Below are 24160 nucleotides of genomic sequence, written 5' to 3'. Positions count from 1 at the left end.
TTTTTTCGCGAGATTTCGGTTGAGACCCCGTTGAGCGGGTAGAGGCGCCGCCTCGGTCGGCCGAACGGTCGCCGCCGGTGTGGCCGGGCACAGCGTGATCGGGTGCGATGGCGGAACACCGCAAGCCGCCCCACCCTCCGCGGCGCGCGCCCCGAGCTCATCCACGCGCTCAACGCCGCCCCCGGCTCCGCCACCGCGCCGTCCATCGGCCTGACACGGCAGCGGAGGCCCGGTGCCCCGACAGCACCGGACCTCCACCGATCCCCCGAGCGCGCGGCCCCTGTTCCGCACGCTCGAACCCGCCTGGTTCGGCCCCCGACAGCCGGAGCCAGGCAGGACGTCCTACGCCTCCGCCATCCCCGCGACCACGGAGTTCTTCGCGGCCCGCCGGGCAGGCAGTGCGGCCGCGATGATCGCCGCGACCACGGCCAGCCCGAGCATTCCGCCGATCTGGCCGAACGGGATGGAGAAGCTGATCGGGAACTCGGACGACGAGAGCGCCTTGACCAGCAGCCACCCGAACCCGGCGCCGAGCAGCACGCCCACGACCGCGCCGATCAGGGCCATGAGGATCGACTCGACCACCAGCATCTGCCGCAGCTGGCCTCGGGTGAGGCCCAGTGCCCGCAGCAGGGCCGACTCGCGGGTCCGTTCCAGCACCGACAGCGTCAGCGTGTTCGCGATGCCGAACAGGGCGATGACCAGTGCCAGGCCGACGAGGGCCCAGATGAACAGCAGAATCTGGTCGATCTGCCCGTTCAGCTCCGCCTTGGTCTCGGCAGCGGTGTTCAGGACCGCGACCGGCGACGTGGCGATGACGCGTTCCAGGTCGGCCCTGGCGGCCGTGATGTCGGTGCCCGGCGCGAGCTTGACCAGCAGCTTCTGGTAGCCCTTCGGCGCTTCCTTGAGCATGCTCTGGGCCGCGGGGAGCGTCACGATGCCGGCGCCGTAGCTGTTGTCCTTGATCAGCGCGACGACCTTGAGCTCCTTGTCGCTGATCTTCAGCGTCGACCCGAGCGACAGGCCGGACTCCTTGGCGTCCTTCTCGCGCAGAGCGATCTCGTTGTCCTTGAGGCCGGTCAACGTGCCACTGGCCACGTCCGGGCGCACGAGCGAACCGATCGCGTCCGCCGGGAAGCCGCTCACGTCGCCGAACTTGAGCTTGTCGGACTCGCCGTACACGTTGAGCTCCGGCGCGATCTTCGCGACGTTCTTGACCTTCGCGAGCTCATCGGCGAACTTCTGCGTGAGCGGCTGGCTGTAGACGTTCGAGCTGACCTCGTAGTCGGCCGGGAAGCGCTTGTCGACCTGCTGGTTCATGGTCTCGCGGCCACTGCCGGCCACCACGGTCACCATCGCGACGATGGTCACGCCGATCATCAGCGCCGCCGTCGTCGCGGCCGTGCGCTTCGGGTTGCGGCCCGCGTTGGCCGAGGCCAGCTTGGACGGCACGCCGCGCAGCGCCTTGCCGAACAGGCGGTTCACCAGCGGCACGTACAGCGGGCCCAGCAGCAGCACCGCGAGCAGCAGGACCATCGTGCCGCCGCCGGTGATGAACAGCGCGGCCTCTTCCTCCTGCTGCATGCCGAAGTAGACGGCCGCGCCTCCGGCCAGTGCGATCAGCACCGCGGCGATGATCCGGACCTTGCCGGTGCGGGCGACGTCGTCGTGGCTGTCCGGCTGCGAGCGCAGGGCGGCCACGGGAGCGACGTGGGTGGCACGGCGGGCCGGCAGCACGGCCGACAGCACGGTCACGACCACGCCGACACCGAAGCCCGCGGCGATGGTCACCCACGAGATCGGCAGGCGGATCTGGACGTCGTCACCGCTCGGCCCGCCGACGGAACCGATGAAGGCCTGCAGGCCCGCCGAGACGCCGAGCCCACCGAGGATGCCCAGCACAGACGCCGCAAGGCCCATGAAGAGCGCTTCAGCCAACACGCTGCGGAACACCTGGCTGCGGTCCGCGCCGACGCAACGCAGCAGTGCGAGCTCCCTCGTGCGCTGGGCGACGAGGATCGTGAAGGTGTTGTAGATGACCATTCCCGCGACGACGAGCGAGATAGCGGCGAACGCGAGCAGAAACGTCTTGATCTCGCTCGCGGCGTCACCCACCTGCGCCAGGGTCTCCTGGGTCAGCTGCTCACCGGTCTGCACCTGGTAGCCGGACCCGATGGCCTTGTTGATGTTGTCGACGAGCTGCTGCTGCGACACACCGGAGTTGGCGACGGCGACGATCTCGTAGATGCGCTGCTCGGGGATCAGCGTGCGCATGCCCTCCGGCGAGACGATCACGTGGTCGCTGCCGGACATCGAGATGCTGCTCGCGCCCTGCTGGTAGGTGCCGACGATCGTGTACGCGCGCTCGGCGTTGTCCTTGTCGAGCAGCTTGAGCTTGTCGCCGACCTTGAGCTTCGCGATCTGGGCGGTCTTGGCGTCGATCGCGGCCTCGTCGGCCTTGAGGGGGAACTTGCCGTCCTTGAGGTTGAAGTCGCGCAGCTTCTCCGTCGTCGGCAACGGCTGGACGAGCGCGTTGCGCGCCTTGCCGTCGGCGCCGAGCAGTGCCGCGCTGCCGAACTCACGCGAGTCCGCGCCCGCGACACCGGGCGTGTTGCGGATCTTCTGCAGGAACTCGACGGGGATGCCGTTCTCCCGGTTGGGAGTGGTCTCCGTCGTGTGCACGGCCGCGTCGACGTTGCGCGCGCTGCGGGCGAAGTTGTCCCTGGTCTGTTCCCCGACGGCGTCGCCGAGCACGAGCGTGCCCGTCACGAACGCGACGCCGAGCGCGATGGCGATGCTGGACAGCACCAGCCGCGCCGTGCGGGCTCGCAGGCCCGCGAGGATCGTCTTCAGCATCTACCTCACGCCCCCAGGTGCGTGAGAGCGTTGACGACGGACTCGGTGGTGGGCTGGTGGATCTCACCGGCGAGACGGCCGTCGGCGAGCAGCACCACGCGGTCCGCGTAGCTCGCGGCCACCGGGTCGTGCGTCACCATGATCACGGTCTGGCCCATCTGGCGAACCGACATGCGCAGGAAGTCGAGGACCTCGGCGCCGCTGCGCGAGTCCAGGTTGCCGGTCGGCTCGTCGGCGAAGATGACCTCGGGACGGGCGACCAGCGCACGGGCACAGGCCACGCGCTGCTGCTGACCACCGGACAGTTCGGTCGGACGGTGGGTCAGGCGGTCGCGCAGGCCCAGCACGTTGACGATCGTGTCGAACCACTGCTTGTCGGGCTTGCGGCCGGCGAGCTCCAGGCCCAGCAGGATGTTCTGCTCGGCGGTCAGCGTCGGCAGCAGGTTGAAGGCCTGGAACACGAAGCCGACGCGGTCGCGGCGCAGCTTGGTCAGGTCCTTGTCGTTGAGCTTGGTGATCTCGGTCTGTCCGATGTGGATCGAGCCGCCGTCCACCGTGTCCAGTCCCGCGAGGCAGTGCATCAACGTGGACTTGCCGGAGCCCGACGGGCCCATGATCGCCGTGAAGCGGCCGGCCTGGAACGCGACGTTGATGCCGTCAAGCGCCCGCACCGCGGTGTCACCCTTGCCGTAGACCTTCACCAGTTGGTGGGCCGCCGCAGCGGTCGTGCCGACTGCGCCCACTTCGGACACCAGTGCAGACATGTCTCGTGCCTTCCTCACAGGGGATGTTCCTTGATGAGGAAGAAGCTATGAGTTCGCTGAGTACGCGGACATCAACTCCGCGACGCGTTGAGCATCAGCCTGAGGTATGACAACCGGTGCTATTCGAGCAGACCTCGGTCGTACGCGATGGCCACCGCTTCCGCCCGCCGGGACGCCCCCAGCTTGGCCATGATCCGCGAAAGGTGCACGGAGACCGTCTTCTCGCTGATGTACAGCTCCTCGCCCACCTCGCGGTTCGTCCGTCCGGCCGCGACCAGCGCGAGCACGTCGCGTTCGCGCGGGGTGAAGAGGTCGACGTGGTCCCTGACCGGCTCGTCAGCTCTGAGGGTGATCCGGGCCCGCTTGGCACCCGCCGCGACGGCTTCGGCGAGCGGCACGGCCTTGAGCCTCGTGGCCACCTCGTCGGCCAGGCGCAACTGCTCGGCGGCTTCCTCCCGGCGATCCGCGCCCAGCAACGCCTCCGCGAGCCGCCACCGGCACAGCGCCTGCTCGAACACGACCCCGTACGCGAACGCGTCGACGGCGGCCTGCCACAGCTCCGGGTCGCCCGAGCCGGTCAGCCGGGACTCCTCGGCGAGCGCGCGGGCCAGCCACGCACGGCCTTCCGGGCCGAGGACTCCGGCCCGCGGCTTGCCGTTCTCGGCGGTCAGTCGCACGTGCTCGGCGAGCTTGTGTCCTTCTTCGACGGCGTTCTTCTCGGCCTCGCCGTCCCGCTTGCGCCGCGACTTGGCCGCGATCTCCGCGTGCGCCGCGATGCCGATCGCGCCGATCCTGATGCCCGCGAGCATCCACGGTCCGCCGAGTTTGCGCGCCCACGCCAGCGCGTCCGTGACGCGTTCGACCGCCAGCTCCGGACGGCCGCGCCACAACGCGAGCTCCGCGCCGGTACCGCCGTTGATCAGCGCGATCTGGATGTCGCGGTGCCAGTCGCTGCGCAGCTTCGTGATCATGCGCTCCGACTCGGCCAGGTCGCCGCGCGAGACCGTGAGGTGCGTGCTCGCCGACGCCAGCCGGGCCAGCACCGTCGACGACACGGACATGCCGGGCGGTTCGCTGGCCCACGCCGCGTAGTCCCAGTCGCCGATGTAGTAGTGCACGAGCACCTGGAGGATGCGGATCTCCAGCCCGAACATGCTCCACGTCAGGCCGGTCTCCTTGGCCCGGTCGCCCGCCAGGTTGAAGACACGGGCCGCCTCGGCCAGATCGCCGTGGTCGTAGTGCATCAGGCCGTAGTAGTACCAAGCCCTCAGCTCGTTGTTGAACGCGCCGACCTCACGCGCGCAGTCGATCGCACGCGCGAAGCTGGCCTTGGCGTCCTCAAGCCGGCTCGCGTGGTCGTCGAGGATCGCCAGGGTGCCCAGGCCGTCCGCGACCGCACCCGGCGCGTTCGCCGCCCGGCCGTCCGCGATCGCCAGCTCGGCGGCTTCCCGCGCCGCGGCGTCCCTGCGTTGCTGGCGCAACGACGACGCCTTGCCCGCGAACACGCGGGCGCGGGTGGGACTGGGCTCGCGGTCCTGCACCAGGCCGAGCGCTTTCCCGAGGGCCAGGAAGTGCTCCTCCTCGTTGCCGTCGAGGATCGAGAGCGCCTGCGAGAGCCGCAGCCAGATCTCGGCCGCCTCCTCCGGCGTCTGCTCGGCGCTGATGGCCTTGGTGGCACTGCGGGCGAACGCCACGGCCCGTTCCGGCTGTCCTGCCGTGCCCGCGACCCAGGAGGCCCTGCGCAGCAGCACCGACTCGTCCACATCGGACGGACGGTCCCCTGCCGAGACCGCGTTCCACAGGTTGAGCGCCTTTTCCAGGTAGCGCAACGACTCCGCGGGTGCACCGGCGCGTTCGGCCTCTTTGGACGCCTGGATCGAGGCCTTCAGCGCCAGCGGCAGGTCGTGGCTCTCGAAGGCGTGGTGGGCCAGCGCCGCCCAGGAACCGCGTTCGTCCAGCCTCTGGGCGAGGTGGCGGGCGTAGGCGGCGTGCAGCCGCACCCGTTCACCGGGCAGCAGATCGCCGTAGACGGCTTCCCGGACGAGAGCGTGGCGGAAGGTGTAGACCTCGTCGTCGCTCACGACCAGGAGGTGGTGCTGGACCAGCTCGCGCAGTGCCGTGTCGAACGCGATGTCCGCCAGGCCCGAGACCTCGTGCAGCCGGTAGTGCCGCACCCGGCGCCCCCAGGCCGACGCCACGCGAACGGCGTGCTGCGCCTCGGGACTCAGGCTCTCGACACGGCTGAGGAGCACGTCGGCGAGCGCGGACGGCAACGACCTGTCGTCGGACGTGGCCACCGCGATCAGTTCCTCGGCGAAGAACGCGTTGCCTTCCGAGCGTTCCGCCACCTGCCGGACGACGTCCTCCGGGAGATCGTCGGACAGGGCCTCGACGAACCTGCGGGCGTCCGCGGCGTTGAACGGCGTGAGGTCCATGCGGTCGACGGCGGGCAGCCGGACCAGCTCGGACAGCAAGGGGCGCAACGGATGGGTGCGGTGCAGGTCGTCCGCGCGGTAGGTGGCGACGACCAGCAGGCGCTGGGAACGCAAGCGCGCCAACAGGAACGACAGCAGGTACCGGGTGGACGCGTCGGCCCAGTGCAGGTCCTCGACGACCAGCAGCACGCGCTGCCGTTCGGAGAGGTCGCTGAGCAGGCCGAGCACCGCGTCGAACAGCTGGAGCTGCCCGACGTCCTGCTCCGGCCTGCGTCCCGGGATGAGACTCGGCGCGATCATGCCCTCGGTACCGGGCTCGCGTGCGGCCGGAAGTGCCAGCTGGGGCAGCAACATCGCGAGCGCGGGGCGGTTCGCGGTGTCCTTCATGGTGCTGAGCGCCTCGGCGAACGGCAGGTACGGCAGGCCGGTCTCGCCGGCGTCGAGACACCGTCCCATCAGGACGAGGGTGTCGTCGGCGCTGGCCGCCAGTTCGTCCACCAGCCGCGTCTTGCCGACACCCGCGTCCCCGGCCAGGAGAACCGCTCCCGCCGTGCCCTCACCTGCCTGCGCCAGCATGGCGCGCAACCGGTCCAGCTCGCGGTCGCGCGCGACCAACGGGATACCGGAACCGAGGCGCGCCACAAGTGGCATGCTCGCACACGTCATCAGCGGGTGCTGCTGGGTTTCGCAGAGGTGCGGTGGATCACTCGGCTCAACCACGACGGCGCGCCGCCGTTCGATCGCTGCCAGTTGCACCGGGCGTTGCCACGCCGGTAGTCGATCTCCGCCTTGATCGCCTCAGGGGTCCATTCGGTCATGGTGGCGACAGTGGCCCTGAGGCCTTACCTCAGGCATCGGGCGATCACGCAGGTTCGGGCCGCGAACCCCTTACCCCACGGTCACCGCACGCGCCCTCGCGAGCCGGGCGCGAATGCCGTCCGCCTCCTGAGCACCGAGTTCGGTGAACAGGGCGAGCGCCCGCTGCCAGTGCGCCGCCGCCCCCGCCGCGCCGAGGCTGTCGAACACCGCGGCAAGACGATCATGAGCCAGCGCCTGGTGGTACGGCGACACGGCGTCGCACGCCACGGCCAGAGCCACCCGTGCCGACGACAGCGCTCCGTCGGTGTCACCGGTTTCGAGCAGAGCGGTCGAGATGTCCACGTGGCACGCTGCCTCGCCGCACTGTTCGCCGACCTCGTGGTACATCCGCAGGGCGACGCGCAGCCACGGCATCGCGTCGTCGAACCGTTGCGTGTTCAGGTAGAGCAGCCCGAGGTGGTGGTGGGCGTTGGCCTCGGCCCACTTCGAGCCCGCGACCCGCGAGATCTCCATGGCCTCGCGGTAGTGGGCCTCGGCCTCGGCGGCGCGGCCCAGGTCCTGCAACGTGCCGGCGATCGTGGTGAGGGCGCGGGCCTGCTGGTGCACGTCCGCCTTGCGCCGGGCCACTTCCAGCGCGCCGCGCTGGGCGTGCAGGGCCTCGTCGGGGCGGTCCAGCTGCAACAGGGCCACGCCCAGGTTGAACTGCATCACGAACCGGGCGTCGTCGTCGTTCAGGGCGATGGCGGCCTGCAGGGCGGCTTCGGTGATGCGCAACGAGGTTTCGCGCTCGGTCCGCAGCCACAGGTAGCGCGACAGGGTGTACGGGAGCTGCCAGGCGTGGACGTGCCAGCCGGACACGGAGGCGTGCTCAGTGGCGGCGATCAGGTTGGCGCGTTCGGTGTCGAACCAGGCCATCGCGTCGGCCGCGCCCGTGAGCGAGGGCACGTGGGCCGGGCGGTGTTCGGGTGCGACGAGGACGCTGCCGCGGTTGATCGGGAGCATGCCGTCGGCCAGGTCGGCGCAGTGCAGGTAGTAGTCGAGCATGCGGCCGGTGGCGGCGCGGCGTTCCGGTTCGGAGAGCTCGCCCGCCAGGGTCTTGGTGTAGACGCGGACCATGTCGTGGGCCACGTGGCGGCCCGGTTCGCTCACGGACAGCAGGTTCGCCGCGGTCAGTGCGTCGAGGGCCCGCTGCGCCTCCAGCAGCGGGACGTCACCCATGGCGGCGACCACGTGGGACGAGAGGTCGGCGCCGGGGTGCAGGCCGATGATCGCCAGCAGACGCGAAGGAAGCGGCGGGAGCGCGCGGCGGGAGGCGTCCAGGGCCGCCCGTACGGTGCCCTCACCGTCCTCCAGGCCCAGCGCGGCCAGGCGGCCGTGCTCGTCCTGCAGTTCCTCCACCAACTCCGCCACGCGCAGACGTGGGGACACGGCCAGACGGGCCGCGGCGATGCGCAACGCCAGCGGCAGGCCGTCGCACAGCGCGGCCAGCTCGCGAAGAGCGTCCGCCTCGATGTCCGACCGGCCGGCGATGCGGCCCAGCACGTCGACGGCGGCGTCCGGGTCGAGCATGTCGAGTTCGATCAGCTTGGCCTCGACCTGCGCGACCAGACCGACCAGACGGCGACGCGACGTCACCACGACGCACGAAGGCGCGCCCGGCAGGAGAGGCAACAGGTCGGCGGAGCCGCGGACGTTGTCGAGCATCACGAGCATGCGGCGGTCGGCCAGCAACGTCCGCAGCATCGCCGAACGTTCGTCCACCGAGACGGGCGTGTCGCCGGCCGGGACGCCGAGAGCCCGCAGGAACCGGTTGAGGACCTCGCCGATCTCCAGCGGCTCGCGGTTCGGGTCGTAACCGTGGACGTCGACGTAGAGCTGGCCGTCCGGGAACTCCTCGCGCACGCGATGCGCCCAGTGCAACGCCAGAGCGGTCTTGCCCACGCCCGCCGGACCGGTCACCAGCATGACCGGGCCGTCGTGGTCGCGGAGCAGCAGATCCATGAACGCCAGCTCGGCGTCGCGGCCGATCAACGAGACGGGCGCGCGCGGGAGCTGGGCGGGAATCGTCATCGGCGCGGGTTCGGGGGCGGCCGCCTGCGCAGGCACGCGCACGGGCGCTCGTTCGGGCTCGGGGCTGTCCCCCGCCAGCACGGCCTGGTGCACGCGGCGCAGTTCGGGGCCCGGTTCGACGCCGAGCTCGTCGATCAGCACGCGACGGGCCTCGCGGTAGGCGGCCAGCGCCTCGGCCTGACGACCCGCCTGCACCAACGCCCGCATGAGCAGCCCGTGCCCGCGTTCGCGCAACGGGTGCTCGACGACCATCGAGGTCAGTTGGGACACCAGCTCGGGTCCCTGACCGATCGCGAGCCCCAGCTCAGCGCGTTCTTCGAGCACGGCCAGACGGCGTTCCACGAGACGACCGCGTTCGACGTCGCAGAAGAGGCCCGACACGCCGCCCAGAGGTTCGGCGCGGAACAACGCCAGAGCGTCGTCCAGTTCGACCGCGGCTCCGGCGAGGTCACCGGCCGCGCGCATGCGGTTCGCGAGCAGGACCTGACGTTCGAACACGTCGAGGTCCAGCGCGCCGGGCTCGACGCGCAGCAGGTAGCCGTCGCCGACCGACGTCAGCAGCTCGGCCGGAGCACGGCGGGCGCGGGTCGGTTCGAGGGCGCGTCTCAACCCGGCGACGTAGGTCTGGACCAGATTGACCGCACTCGAGGGCACGTTGTCGCCCCAGACGGCCTCGATGATCTGGCCCCGGCTCACCGGCGTGTTGCGCGACAGCAGCAGCACCGCGAGGACGGCGCGCTGCTTCGCCGCACCGAGATCCACCTCGTGACCTGCGCGAACGACCCGGAGAAGGCCGAGAACCTCGAACCGCAGGGGTTCCTCGCCGTTCGTCACCGACCTGTCCTTCGCCTGGTGGTCACCTGGAGCTTGAAGATCACTTCAGTCGGGCTCCAGTCGTGCTGTAGAAGGCATTCTTACGCTTAGCGTGTCCAACCAACCACAGACGGCGAGATCAACGGAAACCGGAGATCGAGCAGTCGGGCCAGATTGGACCGGACAGCGGAACACCCGCTGCTCCCCATGATCGACGTGGGTCGGCCGGCGTGCAAGGGGCATCCAGCCCGCGGCGGCGGAACGCCGGCCGGCTCACGTCCCCTAAGTCGAAGGCCCCGGTCAGGAATCCCTGACCGGGGCCTTCTGCTTTCGGGTCTTCTCAGCTGACAAAAGAGCCGGTCTTCGCGGCAGCGAGGAAGGTCTGCCATCCGGCGTCGCCGAACTTCAACCGCGATCCGTCCGCGTTCTTGCTGTCACGGACCGCCGCACCGGCTGGGACGAGCGCGATCTCGACGCACTCGGGCCCACCGGCGGACGAACGGCTGCTCTTGCGCCAACGCAAGCTTTCCACTGTCTGTTCACTCCCGGTCGCAGTCACGCGAGAGTGCGAGCGATCTCTGTGATCAGGGTGGCCGAATCCCTGCTGTTCAGGGCGGATTTCACCAGACGCTCGAACATCTCGGCGTACCAATGGACGTCCGACTGTTGTTCCAGGTAGACGCCACTTCGTGTGCTTTCGATGTAGACCACGTCGGGGTCGAGCTGCTCGGGAAAGCTCAGGATGACGAACGGGCCGTCCATCGCAGCGTGACCACCGGCGCTGAACGGCACGACCTGCATCGTGACGTTCGGCAGTGCACCGACTTCGAGAAGACGCGCCATCTGGGTGCGCATCACCTCGGTGCCGCCGACGAGCCTGCGCAGGGCCGCCTCGTCGATCACGACGTGCAGGCGCAACGGGTCGTCCTCGCTGAGCAAGGCCTGCCGGGCCTTGCGCAACCGGACCCTGCGGTCGATCTCGGCGGTGCTCGGATCAGGCAGCACCTGGGAGATCAACGCCCTCGTGTACGCCTCGCACTGCAGCAGACCCGGGATCATCAGCCCCTGATAGGTCCTTATCGAGTCCGCATCGGCCTCGTACCCGACGTATCGGCCGGGCACGATGTCGCCGAACTCGTCCCACCACGCCTTGCGGCGGGCCTCCCTGGCCAGCTGGACCAGTTCCTCGAGGGTGGCGGTGTCCGCACCGTAGGCCGTGAGCATGTCCCGCACGTCTCGCGGGCTCACACCCACACGTCCCGTCTCGATGCGGCTGATCTTGGAGGCCGAGCACTCCAGGCGCTCGCCCACCTCCTCGATCGTCAGCTCGGCCGCTTCGCGCAGTCGCCTGAGCTCGCTGACGAGCCGACGCTTGCGCAGGGTCGGGCTGCTACCCCGCATAACGCCTCCTGGGTGCCATCCACACCTCCTGGTCTCGTCTCAGTTTGAGACCGAACCAGGGCGTCGCAAAGGGACGTCATCCATTCGTGTACTGCAACTTGCAGATCGCCGGGAGGGCGGGCCAGGCTGCATGGGCTGCTTACGTAGGGACTGGAGCTCTGAGCCTGATGGCCGTCACGGTGTTCAGCCAACTGGACAAGTCGCTGCACTCGCATCTGGCCACACTCACCGAGCTCGCCCAGCGCGGCGACGACCAGACCGCCCTCGTGCTCGCCAGGGTAGAGCTGCCGAGGGTGGTCGCTGTGGTCAAGGCGTTGCTGGACGAACACCAGCCCGACGAGCACGGCCGGTGCGCCACCTGCAAGCGCGGCTGGTTCACCCGCAGGATGCCCGCACCGTGCCGTGCCTACCTGTCTGCGCAGCTGATCCTGACCGTCGTCGGCCAGGAGACTTCACACGGCAAGCACCTGCGCTCGGTAGGCTGAATTTCGAAACTCGATAGTTCTTCAGTTCCGTCCTGACTTGGGCCGGCTCCGCACCCCCCGACCGGAGCCGGCCCTTCTGGTGCCGCGATCGCCGGCCTTCACCGCGTCTCCGCCGCTCAGCAGGGTCCCTCGCGGCACCGGCCCCACGCCCACAGCCAACCAGGATGAGAACGTGGGGCCGGCACCACGAGACACCCGTCTGACCGACGGATACGGGGCAAAGTCCGGCGACCACGGCACCACGTCGTCACCTCGCGTGACGCCTTGGACGAAGATCAACACGGTTGGCTGAAAGATCTGCCACAGAGCCGATTCCGCCGCCATCATGGTGAGCGACGCGGCCTGATCTCGTACCCGATGCCTGTGCCGACACGGAGGTGTTCCCGTGCCGACCCCGCATGACCGCGCCGACGCGCTCGCTGCCGTTCGGCCGCGCCTCTTGCTGCCCTTAGGCCGCCTCTAGCGAACTCCCCCTCCCCTTGCCCTGTGCCTTCTGCGCACAGGGCCATGTCGCTGTTCCGAGAAAGGACCCCTTGTCATGAGCCATCTCCAGAAGTCCGACGCCGGCGATCACACCCCGCACGGTCCACCGCTGATCCTCAAGCACGACCTGCCCGCGAGTTTCGTGCTGTTCCTCATCTCGATCCCGTTGTCGCTGGGCATCGCGCACGCCACGGGCGCGCCGCTGATGGCGGGGATCATCTCCGCGGTCGTCGGCGGTGTGGTCGTCGGCGCGATCAGCGGGGCGCCGTTGCAGATCAGCGGACCGGGCACCGGGCTCGTGGTGATCGTGGCGTCGCTGGTGGCGCAGTTCGGGTGGGCGGCCACGGCGGCGATCACGCTGGCCGCCGGGGTGCTGCAGCTCGCGTTGGGGCTCACCGGGATCAGCCGCCTGGTGATGTCGTTGTCCCCGGCCGTGGTGCACGGAATGCTTGCGGGGATCGGCATTTCCATCGCCGCCGGGCAGCTCGTGGTGGTGCTGGGCGGCACGGCGTCGTCGTCCGTGCCCGAGAACCTCGCGCTGCTGCCGGGAGAACTGGCTTCGTCGAACATCGGGTCCCTGGTGGCCGGTGCCGTCGCGACCGCGGCTTTGCTGCTGTGGCCACGGGTTCCGCGTGCTTCGCTGGTACCGGCGCCGCTGGTGGCTGTCGGCCTGGCCACTGCGCTTGCGTTCGTGCTGCGGCTGGACGTCGCGCGGGTCGACCTGCCGGACAGCCACGCGCTGGTGTTCCCGGAGATGCCGCGGGGCAGCGTCGGGGCGGTGGTCACGGCCATCGTCACGGTCGCGCTGGTGGCGAGCATGGAGTCGTTGCTGTCGGCGGTGGCGACCGACCGGTTGCACGACGGGCCGCGGGCCCGGCTGGACAAGGAGCTGATCGCGCAGGGCACCGGGAACGTGCTCGCGGGCGCGCTGGGCGGGCTGCCGATCAGCGGTGGGCTCGCGCGGAGCTCCACGAACGTCGCCGCGGGCGCGAAAACCCGCTACAGCGCCATCCTGCAGGGCGTGTGGATCGCGGTGGCGGTGCTGGCGTTCCCCTCCGTGCTGGAGATGATCCCGTTGGCGGCGCTGGCGGGCGTGCTGTTCGTCGTGGGCCTCCGGCTCGTGTCGGTGGACCGGATGCGGACGTTGTGGAAGCACCGTGAGTTCTCGGTGTATGCGGCGACCGCGTTCGGAGTTGTCCTTTTCGGACTGCTCGAAGGTGTCGTGGTCGGGCTCGCCATCGCGCTGCTGCGCGCGTTGTACCGGTTGACGCACTGTTCGGTTCGGGTCGAGGGCAACCGGGTGTGCGTGCGCGGATCGTTGGTGTTCCTGGGAGTCGGGCGGCTCGTGCGCGAGCTGAGGCGGCTGCCGCTGGGCGAGCACGTGGTGCTGGAGCTGCACGTCGACTACCTGGACCACGCGTCTTACGAGGCGATCAACGACTGGCGCGAGGGCTACGAACGGCTCGGCGGCCAGGTGCGCGTCGACGAGGTGCACGACACCTGGTACGACCGGGCCGACCAGGGCAAACCGGGGCGCCGCAAGACGTTGCCCGGCCCGCTGCCGCGCTGGTTCGCGCCGTGGTCGCACTGGCAGGGCTCACCCGTGACGCTGCCCGCCCAGCGTTCATCGGCGGAGAGCGACCCGATGCTGTTGGGAATGCACGAGTTCGAACGGCGGTCGGCGCCGTTGGTGCGTCCGTTCCTGCACGAGCTGGCGCTGCGCGGGCAGCAGCCGCAGCAGCTGTTCATCACGTGCGCGGACTCCCGCGTGGTGCCGAACCTGATCACCACGTCCGGGCCGGGTGACCTGTTCTGCGTGCGCAACATCGGCAACCTGGTGCCGATGTCCACCGCGGACGACCGGTCCGTCGGCGCGGCGATCGAGTACGCCGTGGAGATCCTCAACGTCAGCACGATCGTCGTCTGTGGACATTCCGACTGCGGCGCGATGAAGGCGCTGGTGAAGGGATCCGCCTCGCGCGGCACGAACCTGCACTCGTGGCTGCGCAACGCCGAACCGTCGCTGATCCGGTTCCACGCGCCGAGCTCGCCGGGGTGCGCGGACCTTCCGGTGGCCGACCGGCTGGCCGTCGCGAACGTGGCCCAGCAGCTGGACAACCTGCTCGGTTATCCGTGCGTGCGGGAAGCGATCACGGCGGGCACGCTGACGTTGAAGGGCATGTACTTCGACATCTCGAACGCCCGCGTCTACCTGGTCGACCCGGACCGCAACGGGCTGGAGCCCGTGCCGTCTCCGGCCTAGAAAGCACTGGAGCCGCCCCGGTTTCCCGAGGCGGCTCCAGTTCAGCACTTCACACTGCTAGCAGGTGCCGATCCAGCTGCACTCCACGTCGAAGCGGTCCTTGGCCGGAACCTTGGTGCGCTTCTCGGCCGGAGCCTTGCGCTGCTCCGGAACGGACTGCGTCTTCGGCGTGGCCACCTGGGCACCGCCGTCGGACGCCAGCCTCACGGCGACCTTGTCCTCGATCGTCTTGGGGCTGACCCACAGCACCACGTTGTTCTGCACGAGCGAGAACACGAGCTGCCGACCGGCCTGCGTCGTGACGTAGCCGCTCAGCGCCGACACACCGGACATCGACCCGGACTTGGCGATCACGTTGCCCTCGGCCGGCGTGCCCTTCATGCGGTTGACGAGGGTGCCGTCCCGGCCGGCGACCGGCAGCGACGACTGCCACGTGCCGAACCACGGCTTGGACTTCGCCTTGATCAGGATCGACGCCAGGTCGTCCGGCGCCATCTGGTCCATCCTGGACATACCGGAACCGTCGAAGATCTCGACCCAGTTCGGGTCGACACCGAGACCGGCCCACTTGCGGCTGAGCTGGTTGACACCGTTGGTGAACGAGCCACCCGCGGACTTGACCAGCACCTCGGCCAGCATGTTGTTGCTGTTCTTGAGCAACGGGTTCATCAGCTGGCCCAGCGTCGTGGACTGGTCGGACGCGAGGACCGCGGCACCCTGCGGCGCCTTGCCCCGCTTGATACCACCCGCGACCTGGATACCGTTGGCCGCCAACGCCTTCTGGAACACCGAACCGACCACGGAGGTCGGGTCCTTCACGGTGGACAGCGCCGTCGTCTCCACCCAGGTGGAGCCGCTGACGTTGATCACGTTCGTGCCGTGCTCGCGCTCGACCGTGATACCGGCGTCGCCGTTGGTCGTCGCCGTGTTCCGGATCTGCACCTGGTCGTTCGCCGGTTCGACGCTCACCTGAACCGGGTCACCTGTCGCGGCACCCGGCTTCACGCGCACGACGACCGTGCCGGCGCTGAACTTCGCGTCCGGCGACAGCGTCAGCGCGGAGGTCTCCGCGTTGTACGAGTACGGCTCGTCGTCCCACGCCCAGCCCAAACCGTACGGCTGGGAGTCGAACGCCGTGTCGTCCAGCACGAGCGAACCGCTGACCGACGTGACACCCTTGCTCTTCAACGTGTCCGCCAGCGCCTGGTAGCGCAGCGCGGACATCGTCGGGTCGCCGGTGCCGCGCAGAACGATGTCGCCGTTGAGCGTCGACCCGTCCTGCGTGCCCGACGACTGCAGCTCGGTCTTCCACCGGTAGTCCGGTCCGAGCAGGTCGAGCGCCGCCGTCGTGGTGAGCACCTTCAGGTTCGATCCGACCTGCGAGCGCCTGTTTCCCGACCTCGTGTAGACGGTCTCACCGGTGTTCGCGTCCCGCACGGTGATGCCGACGTCGGCGCCCTTGAGCCCGCTGTCGGCGAGAATCGTGTCGAGATCGCGGGTCAGTGCCTCGTTTCCGACGGCCACCGCGCCGCCGCTCGACGTCAGAGTCAACCCTGCCGTCGCAGCGACGACCGCCCCCAGAATTCCTAATTTCACGCTTCCACCTCTGATCGATCACCCGACCACAACGTGTGGAAACTACCGGGCCGATCAATGCGCCTGTACGTGTGTGCGCCAAAAAAGTCCCGTTGTCCCTGAACGAGAGCGGCAGGCAACCTTTCCGAGCGAAGCGCGTCGTAGTAGGCCAAAGCGGACACGAAGCCAGGAGTCGGAACACCGGATTCGACCGCACGGACCACAACCCTGCGCCAAGCGGCCTCCGCGTTCTGCACGGCGTCGCGGAAGTAGTTGTCCACCAACAGAGACGCGAGATCCGCGTTCGCGTCGTAGGCCTCACGGATGCGGTTGAGGAACTGCGCGCGGATGATGCAGCCGCCGCGCCAGATCGTCGCCATCGCGCCGAGGTCGATGTTCCAGTCGAAGTTCTTCGACGCCTCGCGCATCATGTCGAACCCCTGCGCGTACGCGACGACCTTCGACGCGTAGAGCGCCTGGCGCACGTCGTCGACGAGCTCCGCGTCGGGCTTCGCGACGACCTCGTTCGCACCGAACGCCTCGCGCACGGCCTTGCGCTGGTCGGTGTGGCCGCTGAGGCTGCGCGCGAACACGGCCTCGGCGATACCGGTGACCGGGACGCCCAGCTCCAGCGCCTCCTGCACGGTCCAGCGGCCGGTGCCCTTCTGCTCGGCCGCGTCCTCGATGACCTGCACCAGTGGGGTTCCGTCGGCGTCGACGTGCTTGAGCACCTCTGCCGTGATCTCGACCAGGTACGACTCGAGGTCGCCGGAGTTCCACTGCGTGAAGACGTCCGAGATCTCGGCCGGCGTCTGCCCGCCGATGCGGCTCAGCAGGTCGTACGCCTCGGCGATCAGCTGCATGTCCGCGTACTCGATGCCGTTGTGCACCATCTTCACGAAGTGCCCGGCGCCGTCCGGTCCGACGTGCACGCAGCACGGCTGACCGTCCACCTTGGCCGCGATCTCCTCGAAGACCGGCCCGACGTGCTTGTAGGACTCGGCGGGACCACCCGGCATGATGCTGGGTCCGTTGAGCGCGCCCTCCTCGCCACCGGAGATGCCGGCGCCGACGAACAGCAGCCCCTTCTCCTTCAACGCGGCCTCACGGCGGCGCGTGTCGTTGAAGTGCGCGTTGCCACCGTCGATGACCATGTCGCCGGGCTCCAGCAGCCCGCTCAGCTCGTCGATGACGGCGTCGGTCGGGCCACCCGCCTTGACCATGATGATGATCTGACGCGGCGTCTGCAGGCTGTCGACCAGATCCTGCAGCGTCTCGGCGCCGACGAAGTCACCCTCGTGGCCGTGCTCGTCGAGCAGGGCCTTCATCTTCGCGGGCGTCCGGTTGTGCACGGCCACCTTGAAGCCGTGGCGCGCGAGATTGCGCGCGAGGTTGCTGCCCATGGTGGCGAGACCGGTGACCGCGATACGTGCTTTGCCTTCCGTCATACGCGACAGCCTGCCGTGTTCTTCCTGTTTACGCGAGACGTCACAGGGTGTTCTCAGACTCCGTTTTGCCAGGTGAACCGCGTCACGTGCCGGTACGTATTGCTAGGCGTAAGTTGGCTGCATGACGGAATTCACGAGCGTGGGACGCTCGGCGACCGACCGCGCCTCCAGGTACGGCTCGCAGCTGGTGAAGCACTTCACGCACAAGGATCTGGAAGGGTCCTGGGAGGACACACGCGGTTTCGTCCGGTTCTCCCTCGGCCTGGCCGAGTTCGAGGCCTCGTCCGACGCGTTGATCATGCGCGTCGTCTGCACGTCGCAGGAGGACGTGGCGCGGCTGCAGGACGTCGTGGAGCGGCACCTGATCCGGTTCGGAACCCGGGACGAGCTGTCCGTCTCGTGGGAGTCAGGCGGCGAGAACTGACGCCGCCATGCCGATGAGAGCGGTACCACAGACCCGCTCGAACGTGGCGCGGATCCTGGGCCTGCTCAGCAGCGTGCCCAGCTGACGCGCCAGCGGCACGACGATGACCCAGAACAACGCGAAGACTCCGACCGTCACGGCGCTCAGCAGTGCGGCTTGCGGCAGTGGCGCGCTGTTCGGGTCCATCGCCTGCGGGATGAGGCTCAGGAACGTGAGCATCACCTTGGGGTTCAACAGATCGCACAGCATCCCGCGCAGGAACACGTTGCCCTTGCCGCCCTGGTCCTGGGCGGGCTTGTTCGCGGTCCTCAGCGTCATGAAGCCGACGTAGGCCAGGTACAGCGCACCGATCACCTTCACCACGAGCAGAGCTGTCGGCACCGCGGCCACGAGCGCTGACAGGCCGATCGTGGCCAGCGTGGCGTGGACCAGCAGCCCGGTGACCACGCCAAGCGCGGCCTGGGTGCCTCGCTTGAGGCTGCGCACCGCGTTCCCCATGATCAGCACGAAGTCCGGCCCCGGCACGATCATGATGATCAGCAGGGCGACCAGGAACGACGTCCACGCGATGTGCATGCCGCCGATCGTTGTGCTTTGTTCTGCCGCGTTCCAGCTGGTCAGTACGATGTTCGCTTATGCGCGAACAAGCCGAACTGGATTCGGTCGACTGGCACATCCTGGAGGAGTTGCAGAACGACGCGACCCTGCGCAACCGCGCGCTGGCGGAGATCGTCGGCCTGGCGCCCTCGTCCTGTCTGCAACGGGTGCGGCGGCTGCGCGAACTGGGCGTGATCACCGGCTGCCACGCCGTCGTCGATCCGGCCACCACGGGGCTGCCTCTCGAAGCGGTGGTGGCGGTGAACGTGCGGCCGCACACCCGGCCCGTGGTGGCGGCTTTCCGCGCGTTCGTGATGGCTCAGGCCGAGACGCGCGCGGTGTTCCACGTGTCCGGCCAGGCCGACTTCCTGATCCACATCGCGGTCGCCGACTCCACGCACCTGCAGGCGTTCCTGATGGACAAGATCGCGTCGCGGACCGAGGTGCGCAACCTGACGAGTTCGGTGGTGCTGGAGCGGGTGGAGACCCGTGCGCTGACGCCTCCGGCGAACCTGCGGCCCACGCACCGCCGCCGCCGTGCCGACTAGGACTTGAAGCCGCCCCACACCGCGTAGTCGCGACCCGCCGCCGTGGCCATCACGCCGTACCGGTCGGCCTTGCCGTCACGAGCGCCGCTGCCGTGGTTGTACTGCACCGCGAAGTCCTGCCGTGCGGCGGGAACGGTGCGACCGGGCTTGAGCTCCCAGCGGTAGACCACCTCACCGTCGATCTCCTTCACGGTGACGGTGAAGTCGTCACTCGGCGCGGTCTGCCACTGGCCGGTGCTCTGCACGCCACCGGTCTGGCCGATGTGCACCTCCACCGTGAGCTTGGTCAGCGGCGCGGCAACGTCGAGGACCAGGTCGTCCTGGGTCCAGAAGGTGTGGCTGTTCGGATTGACGGAACCCTTCGACGACAACGGCCCGTCCGCCGTCTTGGTCTCCGGGCTCGACGGCGGGTTCGGGTCGGGCGGCGGGTCCTGCCGGGTGATGACCGGGGGCGTTGAGCTGCCGGTGGGACTGGGCGGCGCGGGGCTGGGCGTGCTCACCGAGTTCGGGGTGGCGGGCATGGTCGTCTCCGCGGGCGGTCCGGTCTGGACGAAGCCCGCGAAGGCGAGTCCGGCGCTGACCAGGACACCTGCCGCGGTCACGCCGGCGAGTGTCACCCTGGACCAGGACCTCCTGATGCCGGACACGGGACGAGTCGTCGTGCTGGCGGCCATGCCCTGGTTGACACGGGCGAGCATCCGGACGCGGTCGGGCTGATGCGCCTCGGCCGCCTCCCGCAGTCGCCTGCTGATCCGCTCGGTCACTGGTTCCCCCTTCCCATGACCACGTCCGCTCGCGCACCGAGCACACGTTCCAACTCGGCCATCCCCTTCGAGGTCTGGCTCTTCACCGCGCCGACCGAGATGCCCAGCGCGAGCGCGGTGTCCTTCTCCGACAGGTCGAAGGCGTGCCGCAGCACGACACAGGCCCGCTTGCGGAACGGCAACCCGTCCAGCGCCGCCCGCACGTCCACCACCGCGGCGACGTCCGGGCTCCGCACCTGCTCGGGGCCGCGAGACCAGAACAGGGCGATCCGCCGCCGTTCGCGCGTCGCGGCCCGGATGCGTTCCCGTGCCATGTTCGCGACCACGCCACGGGCGTACGCGAGCGGATGCTCTGCCCCGCGCAGCCGGTCCCAGCGCTGCCACAACGCGACCAGTGCGTCCGCGGCCAGATCGTCGGCGGCATCCGCCTCACCGGTGAGCAGCCACGCGAGGCGGGCCAGTTCGGCGTGGTGGCGTTCGAAGAAGTCGTGGAACTCCGCCGATCTGTGGTCGACGAGCATGGGCCTCGCTTGCCCTCTCCCTGCCGTGCCCCCGTTGGGCGGCAATGTACCTGGCGTTTCTGGGTACCTGTTCGTTGCTGGGTACCTGTTGTGCTAGTAGACCGGTCGGCCACGGCCCGGGGCATGGGCCGTGGCCGACCGGTGATCAGGACGGCTCGCCGATCAGCACGCCACGACCGTTGGAACCCGCGTAGACACGGCCGTACACGTCGGGGTCGCCGGTGATGACGCCGCCGGTGTTGCCGCCGAACTGGGTGCGGTCGTCGTTGATCCGCGTCCAGGCCGCGCCGTCGTCGGTGGACCGGAAGATCCCGGTGACGCCGTTCACCGTGCCGATGAGGTACAGGGCCTCGTGCTGGGCACCGGGAGCGGCCTTGCCGAAGCCGATGCCGTCGGCGCCCTGCACGCCGTTGACCTTCGTGAAGCTCGCCCCGCCGTCGGTGGAGTGCAGGAGGCCGCCGCCGTGCGTGAGCCACAGGTCCCCGGCCGTGCCAGCCTTGACGCGCCCATCGGCGAGACCGGTGGCGCGTGCGGTGAACGTCCTGCCGCCGTCGGTGCTGGCGAACAGGGTGCCGCGGCTCAGCGCGTAGAAGGTGCTCGGCGTGGCGCGGTCGGCCACGACCGTCGTGCCGGACGGCAGGCCCGAGGACGCCTTCCAGGTCTTGCCCTGGTCGGTGGAGACGTACGGCAACTGCCCGGAGGCCGTCCACACCACGGTGGCGCCGTCGGTCGAGACCGCCACGGTGCCGCCGCCCGCCCCGTTCACCGGAGAACCCGCGAACCCGGTCCAGGTGGCACCGCCGTCGGAGGAGTAGGCGCCGCGCGCTTCGCTGCTGTTGCCGACGCGGACCACGACGTTCGGCTTGGCCTGCGCGAAGTCGATACCGGTGGTGTTGGAGAACCGCGGTCCGGACGAGGCCGCGGCCGGCACCTTGTTCAGGTCGTCGTGGCGGAACCCGCCGATGTCGCCGAGAGCGCTGACCAGCTTGCCGCCCGGTGGCGTGACGAGGCCGAGGACCGCAGTCTCCTCCAGGCCCTTGACGGGGATCGCCCAGTGGGTGGAGCCGCCCTTGTCCGCCGCGGTCACGTCCTTGCTCGCCCACAGGCCCGACCCGGTGCCGTAGAGCACGTGGCCGGAGTCGAAGGGGTCGATCGCCATCGCGCCCATCCAGTGACCGATGCCGGTGCCGACGTACGGGGCACCGGACGCGTCACGCACGGACGTCTCGCCCAGCGCCTTCCAGCTGCCGCCGCCGTCGGTGGAGCGGAACAGTTCGTCCGACGGCCACCAGCGGTCGAGGGTCGTGACCATCACGGTGCCCGGTCGCTGCGGGTCCACGGCGAGACCGGCGAAGCCGAAACCGTTGCCCGGCATGGGCGAGATGTCCTTCCAGGCGCCACTGGACGGCGTGTACTTCCACACCGATCCGGCCTTGACGCCGTTCGGCCCGGGAACGTCGGTGTAGGTCAGGTACAGCGTGCCGTCACCGGACAGGACGCCGTGGTGCGGCAGATACCCGGTGGGCTGACCGGGCACGGCCTGCCACGTGCCGCCGCCGTCGGTCGAGCGGTACAGCGACGTGGTCTTGTCGGCGACACCCACATAGATCGTCTTGCTGCCGGCCGGCCCGAAGGTCACGAAGGACAGGCCGACACCGCTGCTGCCGCCGTCCTTGACGGGGAAGCTCGAGACCTGGCTCCACGTCACCCCGTAGTCGGTGCTGCGCCACAGTCCGTTCTTGCGGGTGCCGAGGTACAGCGTGCCGTGGTCGGCGGGGTCGATCACGAGCCGCTCGCCCATGGACCGGCCGTCCTCGTTGCTGCCCAGCTTGAACGGCAAGTTGGTGCGCTGGAACGTCTTTCCCTGGTCGGTCGAGCGCAGGATCGAGCCGTTGCCGGCCCACTCGTTGGTGTAGGTGCCGGTCGCGAGGTACAGGCGCTCGGGGTCGACCGGGTCGGTCGCCATGCTCTCGATGCCCAGCAGGTTCCAGTCCCCGGCCCAGTCGGTCAGCGGGATCCACTGGCCCGCCTTGGCGTCCCAGCGGTACGCGCCACCCATGTCGGTGCGCGAGTACAACACGTCCTTGCGGCCGGTGTTGAAGACGAACCCGGTGACGAACCCGCCACCCGCGATCGGCACGTTGCGCCAGGAGTACTTGCCGGACGCCGCGGGGACCGATGTGGACGGTGCGGCGGACGTGGCCGGCGAAGGCTTCGGCTGCGCGATCACGGCCGGAGGCTTGGGCGTGGCGGGAGCGGCCGCCTTCGCGAGCTTCCACCGCTGCCCGGCACCGCCCTGGTCGGCGGCCTGCACGACGGCCTGGGCGTCAGGGCCGTCGTTCACGCACAGCACCATCCCGCTACCCCGCGAAACGATCTTCACATCACCGTCGCCAGCTTCGCTGATCTTCCACTGCTGGGAGGGCGCCCCGGTGTCCGACTGCTGCTCGACGCCGGTGTCCCGCACACCGAGGACCTTCGAGCTGTTGTGGTTGACCAGCTGGTAGAAACCCTCTCCCGCCGGCCTGACCCGCCACTGCTGGCTGGCGGACCCGGTGGCGGGCTGCTCCTGCTGGATCCGCACACCGTCGGCGCCGTCCCCGCCCGCCACGTCCAGCGCGTTGCCGCTGCTCGCGGAGACGAACTGGTAGTAGGCGGCGGCGTCCACGGCCACCGCGTCCGAGTCCTTCGTGAACAGCACGTAGGACAGGCAGGACCCGGCGACCGCCGAGGCGCTCAACGCCAGGGCGATCGTCCTGCGGTGGCGGGTGGGTTTCCGCCGCCGGTCCGATGTGGACGCGGACTTCTTCATCGCAGCAACTCCCAGGGCTCGATCGTCTTCAGCACCTGGTTGCCGCTGCTGCCGGAAAGGTTTCCGTCCGGCCCGGATTTTTCTCAGTCCGTCAGGTGGACGACTTGAGCACCCGGATCAGGCCCTCCTGCACGACGGTCGCCACCAGCTGACCGTCCTGCGAGAAGAACCGGCCGGTCGCCAGTCCGCGGTTCCCCGAGGCAGAAGGCGAAGAGGTGTCGTAGAGCAGCCACTCGTCGGCGCGGAACGGCCGGTGGAACCACATCGCGTGGTCCAAAGACGCACCCAGAACCTTGTCCAGGCCCCAATAAACGCCGTGCTTGGCCAAAACCCCGTCCAGCAACGTCATGTCCGAGGCATAGGTCATCACGCAGATGTGCAGCATCGGGTCGTCCGGCAGCTTGCCGTCCGCCTTCATCCACACGCGCGACGCGGCCTCGCCCGGACCGTCCTCACGCGACTCCCACGGCGGCTCGGTGACGTACCGCACGTCGATCGGCCGCGGGAACTTCGACGAGTGCAGCAGGTACCCTTCGGCCTGCTCGCTCCACGTCGGCAGCGACTCCGGCGAAGGCACGGCAGGCATCTCGGACGAGTGCTCGTTGCCCTGCTCCTCCAACTGGAACGAGGCGGACAGGGTGAAGATCGCCTTGCCGTGCTGCACGGCGACGACGCGCCGAGTGGTGAAGGACCGTCCATCCCGGATGCGGTCCACCTCGTACACGATCGGCACGCGCGGGTCGCCGGGCCGGATGAAGTACGAGTGCAGCGAGTGCACGCGGCGTTCGACGGGCACGGTGCGACCGGCGGCCACGAGAGCCTGGCCCGCCACCTGGCCACCGAAGACGCGCACCGGCGACTCGGCGGGCGACACGCCTCGGAAGATGTTCTCCTCGATGCGTTCCAGGTCGAGCAACGCGACCAGGTCGTCCACTGCGGATTGGCCGCTCAGGCCCGAAGGCGACAAAGCAGCGGCACGGGCGGCCTCAGTCACGGCAGAACTCTCCCTAGCGGCACGATCGTCTTCAAGATCTCAGCAAGGCACCGGCCCCGCTCCCTCCAGTATGAGGGCGCGGGGCCGG

General features: G+C 69.3%; 18 protein-coding genes. 4 read left to right on the top strand and 14 right to left on the bottom strand.

The annotated features are described in order from the left end of the window. Window positions 1–342: 342 nt before the first annotated feature. The 7 genes from ABZ345_RS41445 to ABZ345_RS41415 all read right to left on the bottom strand — a co-directional run bounded on the left by ABZ345_RS41445 (window position 343) and on the right by ABZ345_RS41415 (window position 11158). Window positions 343–2856, bottom strand: coding sequence for an FtsX-like permease family protein (locus tag ABZ345_RS41445; protein WP_359860454.1), 2514 nt, complete (start codon window positions 2854–2856; stop codon window positions 343–345). A 5-nt stretch (window positions 2857–2861) separates the two neighbouring features. After that, a complete protein-coding gene (locus ABZ345_RS41440; RefSeq protein ID WP_359860453.1) occupies window positions 2862–3620 on the bottom strand; it encodes an ABC transporter ATP-binding protein in 759 nt (252 codons plus the stop codon). Between the two features lie 119 nt (window positions 3621–3739). After that, window positions 3740–6706, bottom strand: coding sequence for an AAA family ATPase (locus ABZ345_RS41435; RefSeq protein ID WP_359860452.1), 2967 nt, complete (start codon window positions 6704–6706; stop codon window positions 3740–3742). Window positions 6707–6720: 14 nt separating this feature from the next. Continuing rightward, on the bottom strand, window positions 6721–6873 hold the full coding sequence (locus tag ABZ345_RS41430; RefSeq protein ID WP_359860451.1) for a hypothetical protein: 153 nt from the start codon (window positions 6871–6873) through the stop codon (window positions 6721–6723). Between the two features lie 70 nt (window positions 6874–6943). After that, window positions 6944–9778, bottom strand: a complete 2835-nt coding sequence (locus ABZ345_RS41425; RefSeq protein ID WP_359860450.1) for a BTAD domain-containing putative transcriptional regulator — start codon at window positions 9776–9778, stop codon at window positions 6944–6946. A 319-nt stretch (window positions 9779–10097) separates the two neighbouring features. Further along, entirely contained in the window at window positions 10098–10280 is a 183-nt protein-coding gene (locus tag ABZ345_RS41420; RefSeq protein WP_359860449.1) for a DUF397 domain-containing protein, read from the bottom strand. Window positions 10281–10312: 32 nt separating this feature from the next. After that, the gene (locus tag ABZ345_RS41415) at window positions 10313–11158 is read right to left on the bottom strand and encodes a helix-turn-helix transcriptional regulator (RefSeq protein ID WP_359860448.1); all 846 of its coding nucleotides are present in this window, start codon (window positions 11156–11158) and stop codon (window positions 10313–10315) included. A 167-nt stretch (window positions 11159–11325) separates the two neighbouring features. Between ABZ345_RS41415 and ABZ345_RS41410 the strand changes: the two genes are divergently transcribed. Together ABZ345_RS41410 and ABZ345_RS41405 are read left to right on the top strand one after the other, a co-directional pair. Next, window positions 11326–11643 carry a hypothetical protein gene (locus ABZ345_RS41410; RefSeq protein WP_359860447.1) on the top strand — a complete coding sequence of 106 codons (318 nt, stop codon included), beginning with the start codon at window positions 11326–11328 and terminating at the stop codon, window positions 11641–11643. A gap of 538 nt (window positions 11644–12181) precedes the next feature. Beyond that, complete coding sequence (locus ABZ345_RS41405) at window positions 12182–14389, top strand: SulP family inorganic anion transporter (protein WP_359860446.1); 2208 nt, start codon at window positions 12182–12184, stop codon at window positions 14387–14389. 57 nt (window positions 14390–14446) lie between these two features. Here the strand turns inward: ABZ345_RS41405 and dacB are convergent, their stop codons facing one another. Both dacB and gndA read right to left on the bottom strand, forming a co-directional pair. Then, entirely contained in the window at window positions 14447–15985 is a 1539-nt protein-coding gene (gene dacB, locus ABZ345_RS41400; protein WP_359860445.1) for a D-alanyl-D-alanine carboxypeptidase/D-alanyl-D-alanine-endopeptidase, read from the bottom strand. Next, window positions 15982–17412 (bottom strand): NADP-dependent phosphogluconate dehydrogenase, encoded by a 1431-nt coding sequence (gene gndA / locus ABZ345_RS41395; protein WP_359860444.1) that lies wholly within the window; start codon window positions 17410–17412, stop codon window positions 15982–15984. Before gndA ends, dacB begins: the two co-directional genes overlap by 4 nt. 121 nt (window positions 17413–17533) lie before the next feature. Here gndA and ABZ345_RS41390 point away from each other — a divergent pair, with 121 nt between their 5' ends. After that, entirely contained in the window at window positions 17534–17836 is a 303-nt protein-coding gene (locus ABZ345_RS41390) for a DUF2218 domain-containing protein (RefSeq protein WP_359860443.1), read from the top strand. On the opposite strand, the gene ABZ345_RS41385 is transcribed toward ABZ345_RS41390, so the two are convergent. Continuing rightward, entirely contained in the window at window positions 17819–18412 is a 594-nt protein-coding gene (locus ABZ345_RS41385) for a LysE family translocator (RefSeq protein ID WP_359860442.1), read from the bottom strand. The two genes, ABZ345_RS41390 and ABZ345_RS41385, sit on opposite strands and share 18 nt — an antisense overlap. A 59-nt stretch (window positions 18413–18471) precedes the next feature. Between ABZ345_RS41385 and ABZ345_RS41380 the strand changes: the two genes are divergently transcribed. Then, window positions 18472–18981, top strand: coding sequence for an Lrp/AsnC family transcriptional regulator (locus ABZ345_RS41380; RefSeq protein WP_359860441.1), 510 nt, complete (start codon window positions 18472–18474; stop codon window positions 18979–18981). Here ABZ345_RS41380 and ABZ345_RS41375 read toward each other — a convergent pair. The 4 genes from ABZ345_RS41375 to tesB all read right to left on the bottom strand — a co-directional run bounded on the left by ABZ345_RS41375 (window position 18978) and on the right by tesB (window position 24072). Continuing rightward, on the bottom strand, window positions 18978–19745 hold the full coding sequence (locus ABZ345_RS41375; RefSeq protein ID WP_359860440.1) for a hypothetical protein: 768 nt from the start codon (window positions 19743–19745) through the stop codon (window positions 18978–18980). The two genes, ABZ345_RS41380 and ABZ345_RS41375, sit on opposite strands and share 4 nt — an antisense overlap. After that, window positions 19742–20266 (bottom strand): SigE family RNA polymerase sigma factor, encoded by a 525-nt coding sequence (locus ABZ345_RS41370; protein ID WP_359860439.1) that lies wholly within the window; start codon window positions 20264–20266, stop codon window positions 19742–19744. Before ABZ345_RS41370 ends, ABZ345_RS41375 begins: the two co-directional genes overlap by 4 nt. Window positions 20267–20411: 145 nt before the next feature. Beyond that, entirely contained in the window at window positions 20412–23078 is a 2667-nt protein-coding gene (locus tag ABZ345_RS41365) for an RICIN domain-containing protein (protein ID WP_359860438.1), read from the bottom strand. Window positions 23079–23169: 91 nt separating this feature from the next. Continuing rightward, window positions 23170–24072, bottom strand: a complete 903-nt coding sequence (gene tesB, locus ABZ345_RS41360; protein WP_359860437.1) for an acyl-CoA thioesterase II — start codon at window positions 24070–24072, stop codon at window positions 23170–23172. Window positions 24073–24160 lie beyond the last annotated feature (88 nt).

The sequence above is a fragment of the Lentzea sp. NPDC005914 genome, from assembly GCF_040629405.1.
In the GTDB taxonomy this organism is placed as follows: Bacteria; Actinomycetota; Actinomycetes; order Mycobacteriales; family Pseudonocardiaceae; genus Lentzea.
Note: the sequence above shows the minus strand (reverse complement) of the source record. Positions and strands in the feature narration are given on the sequence as shown.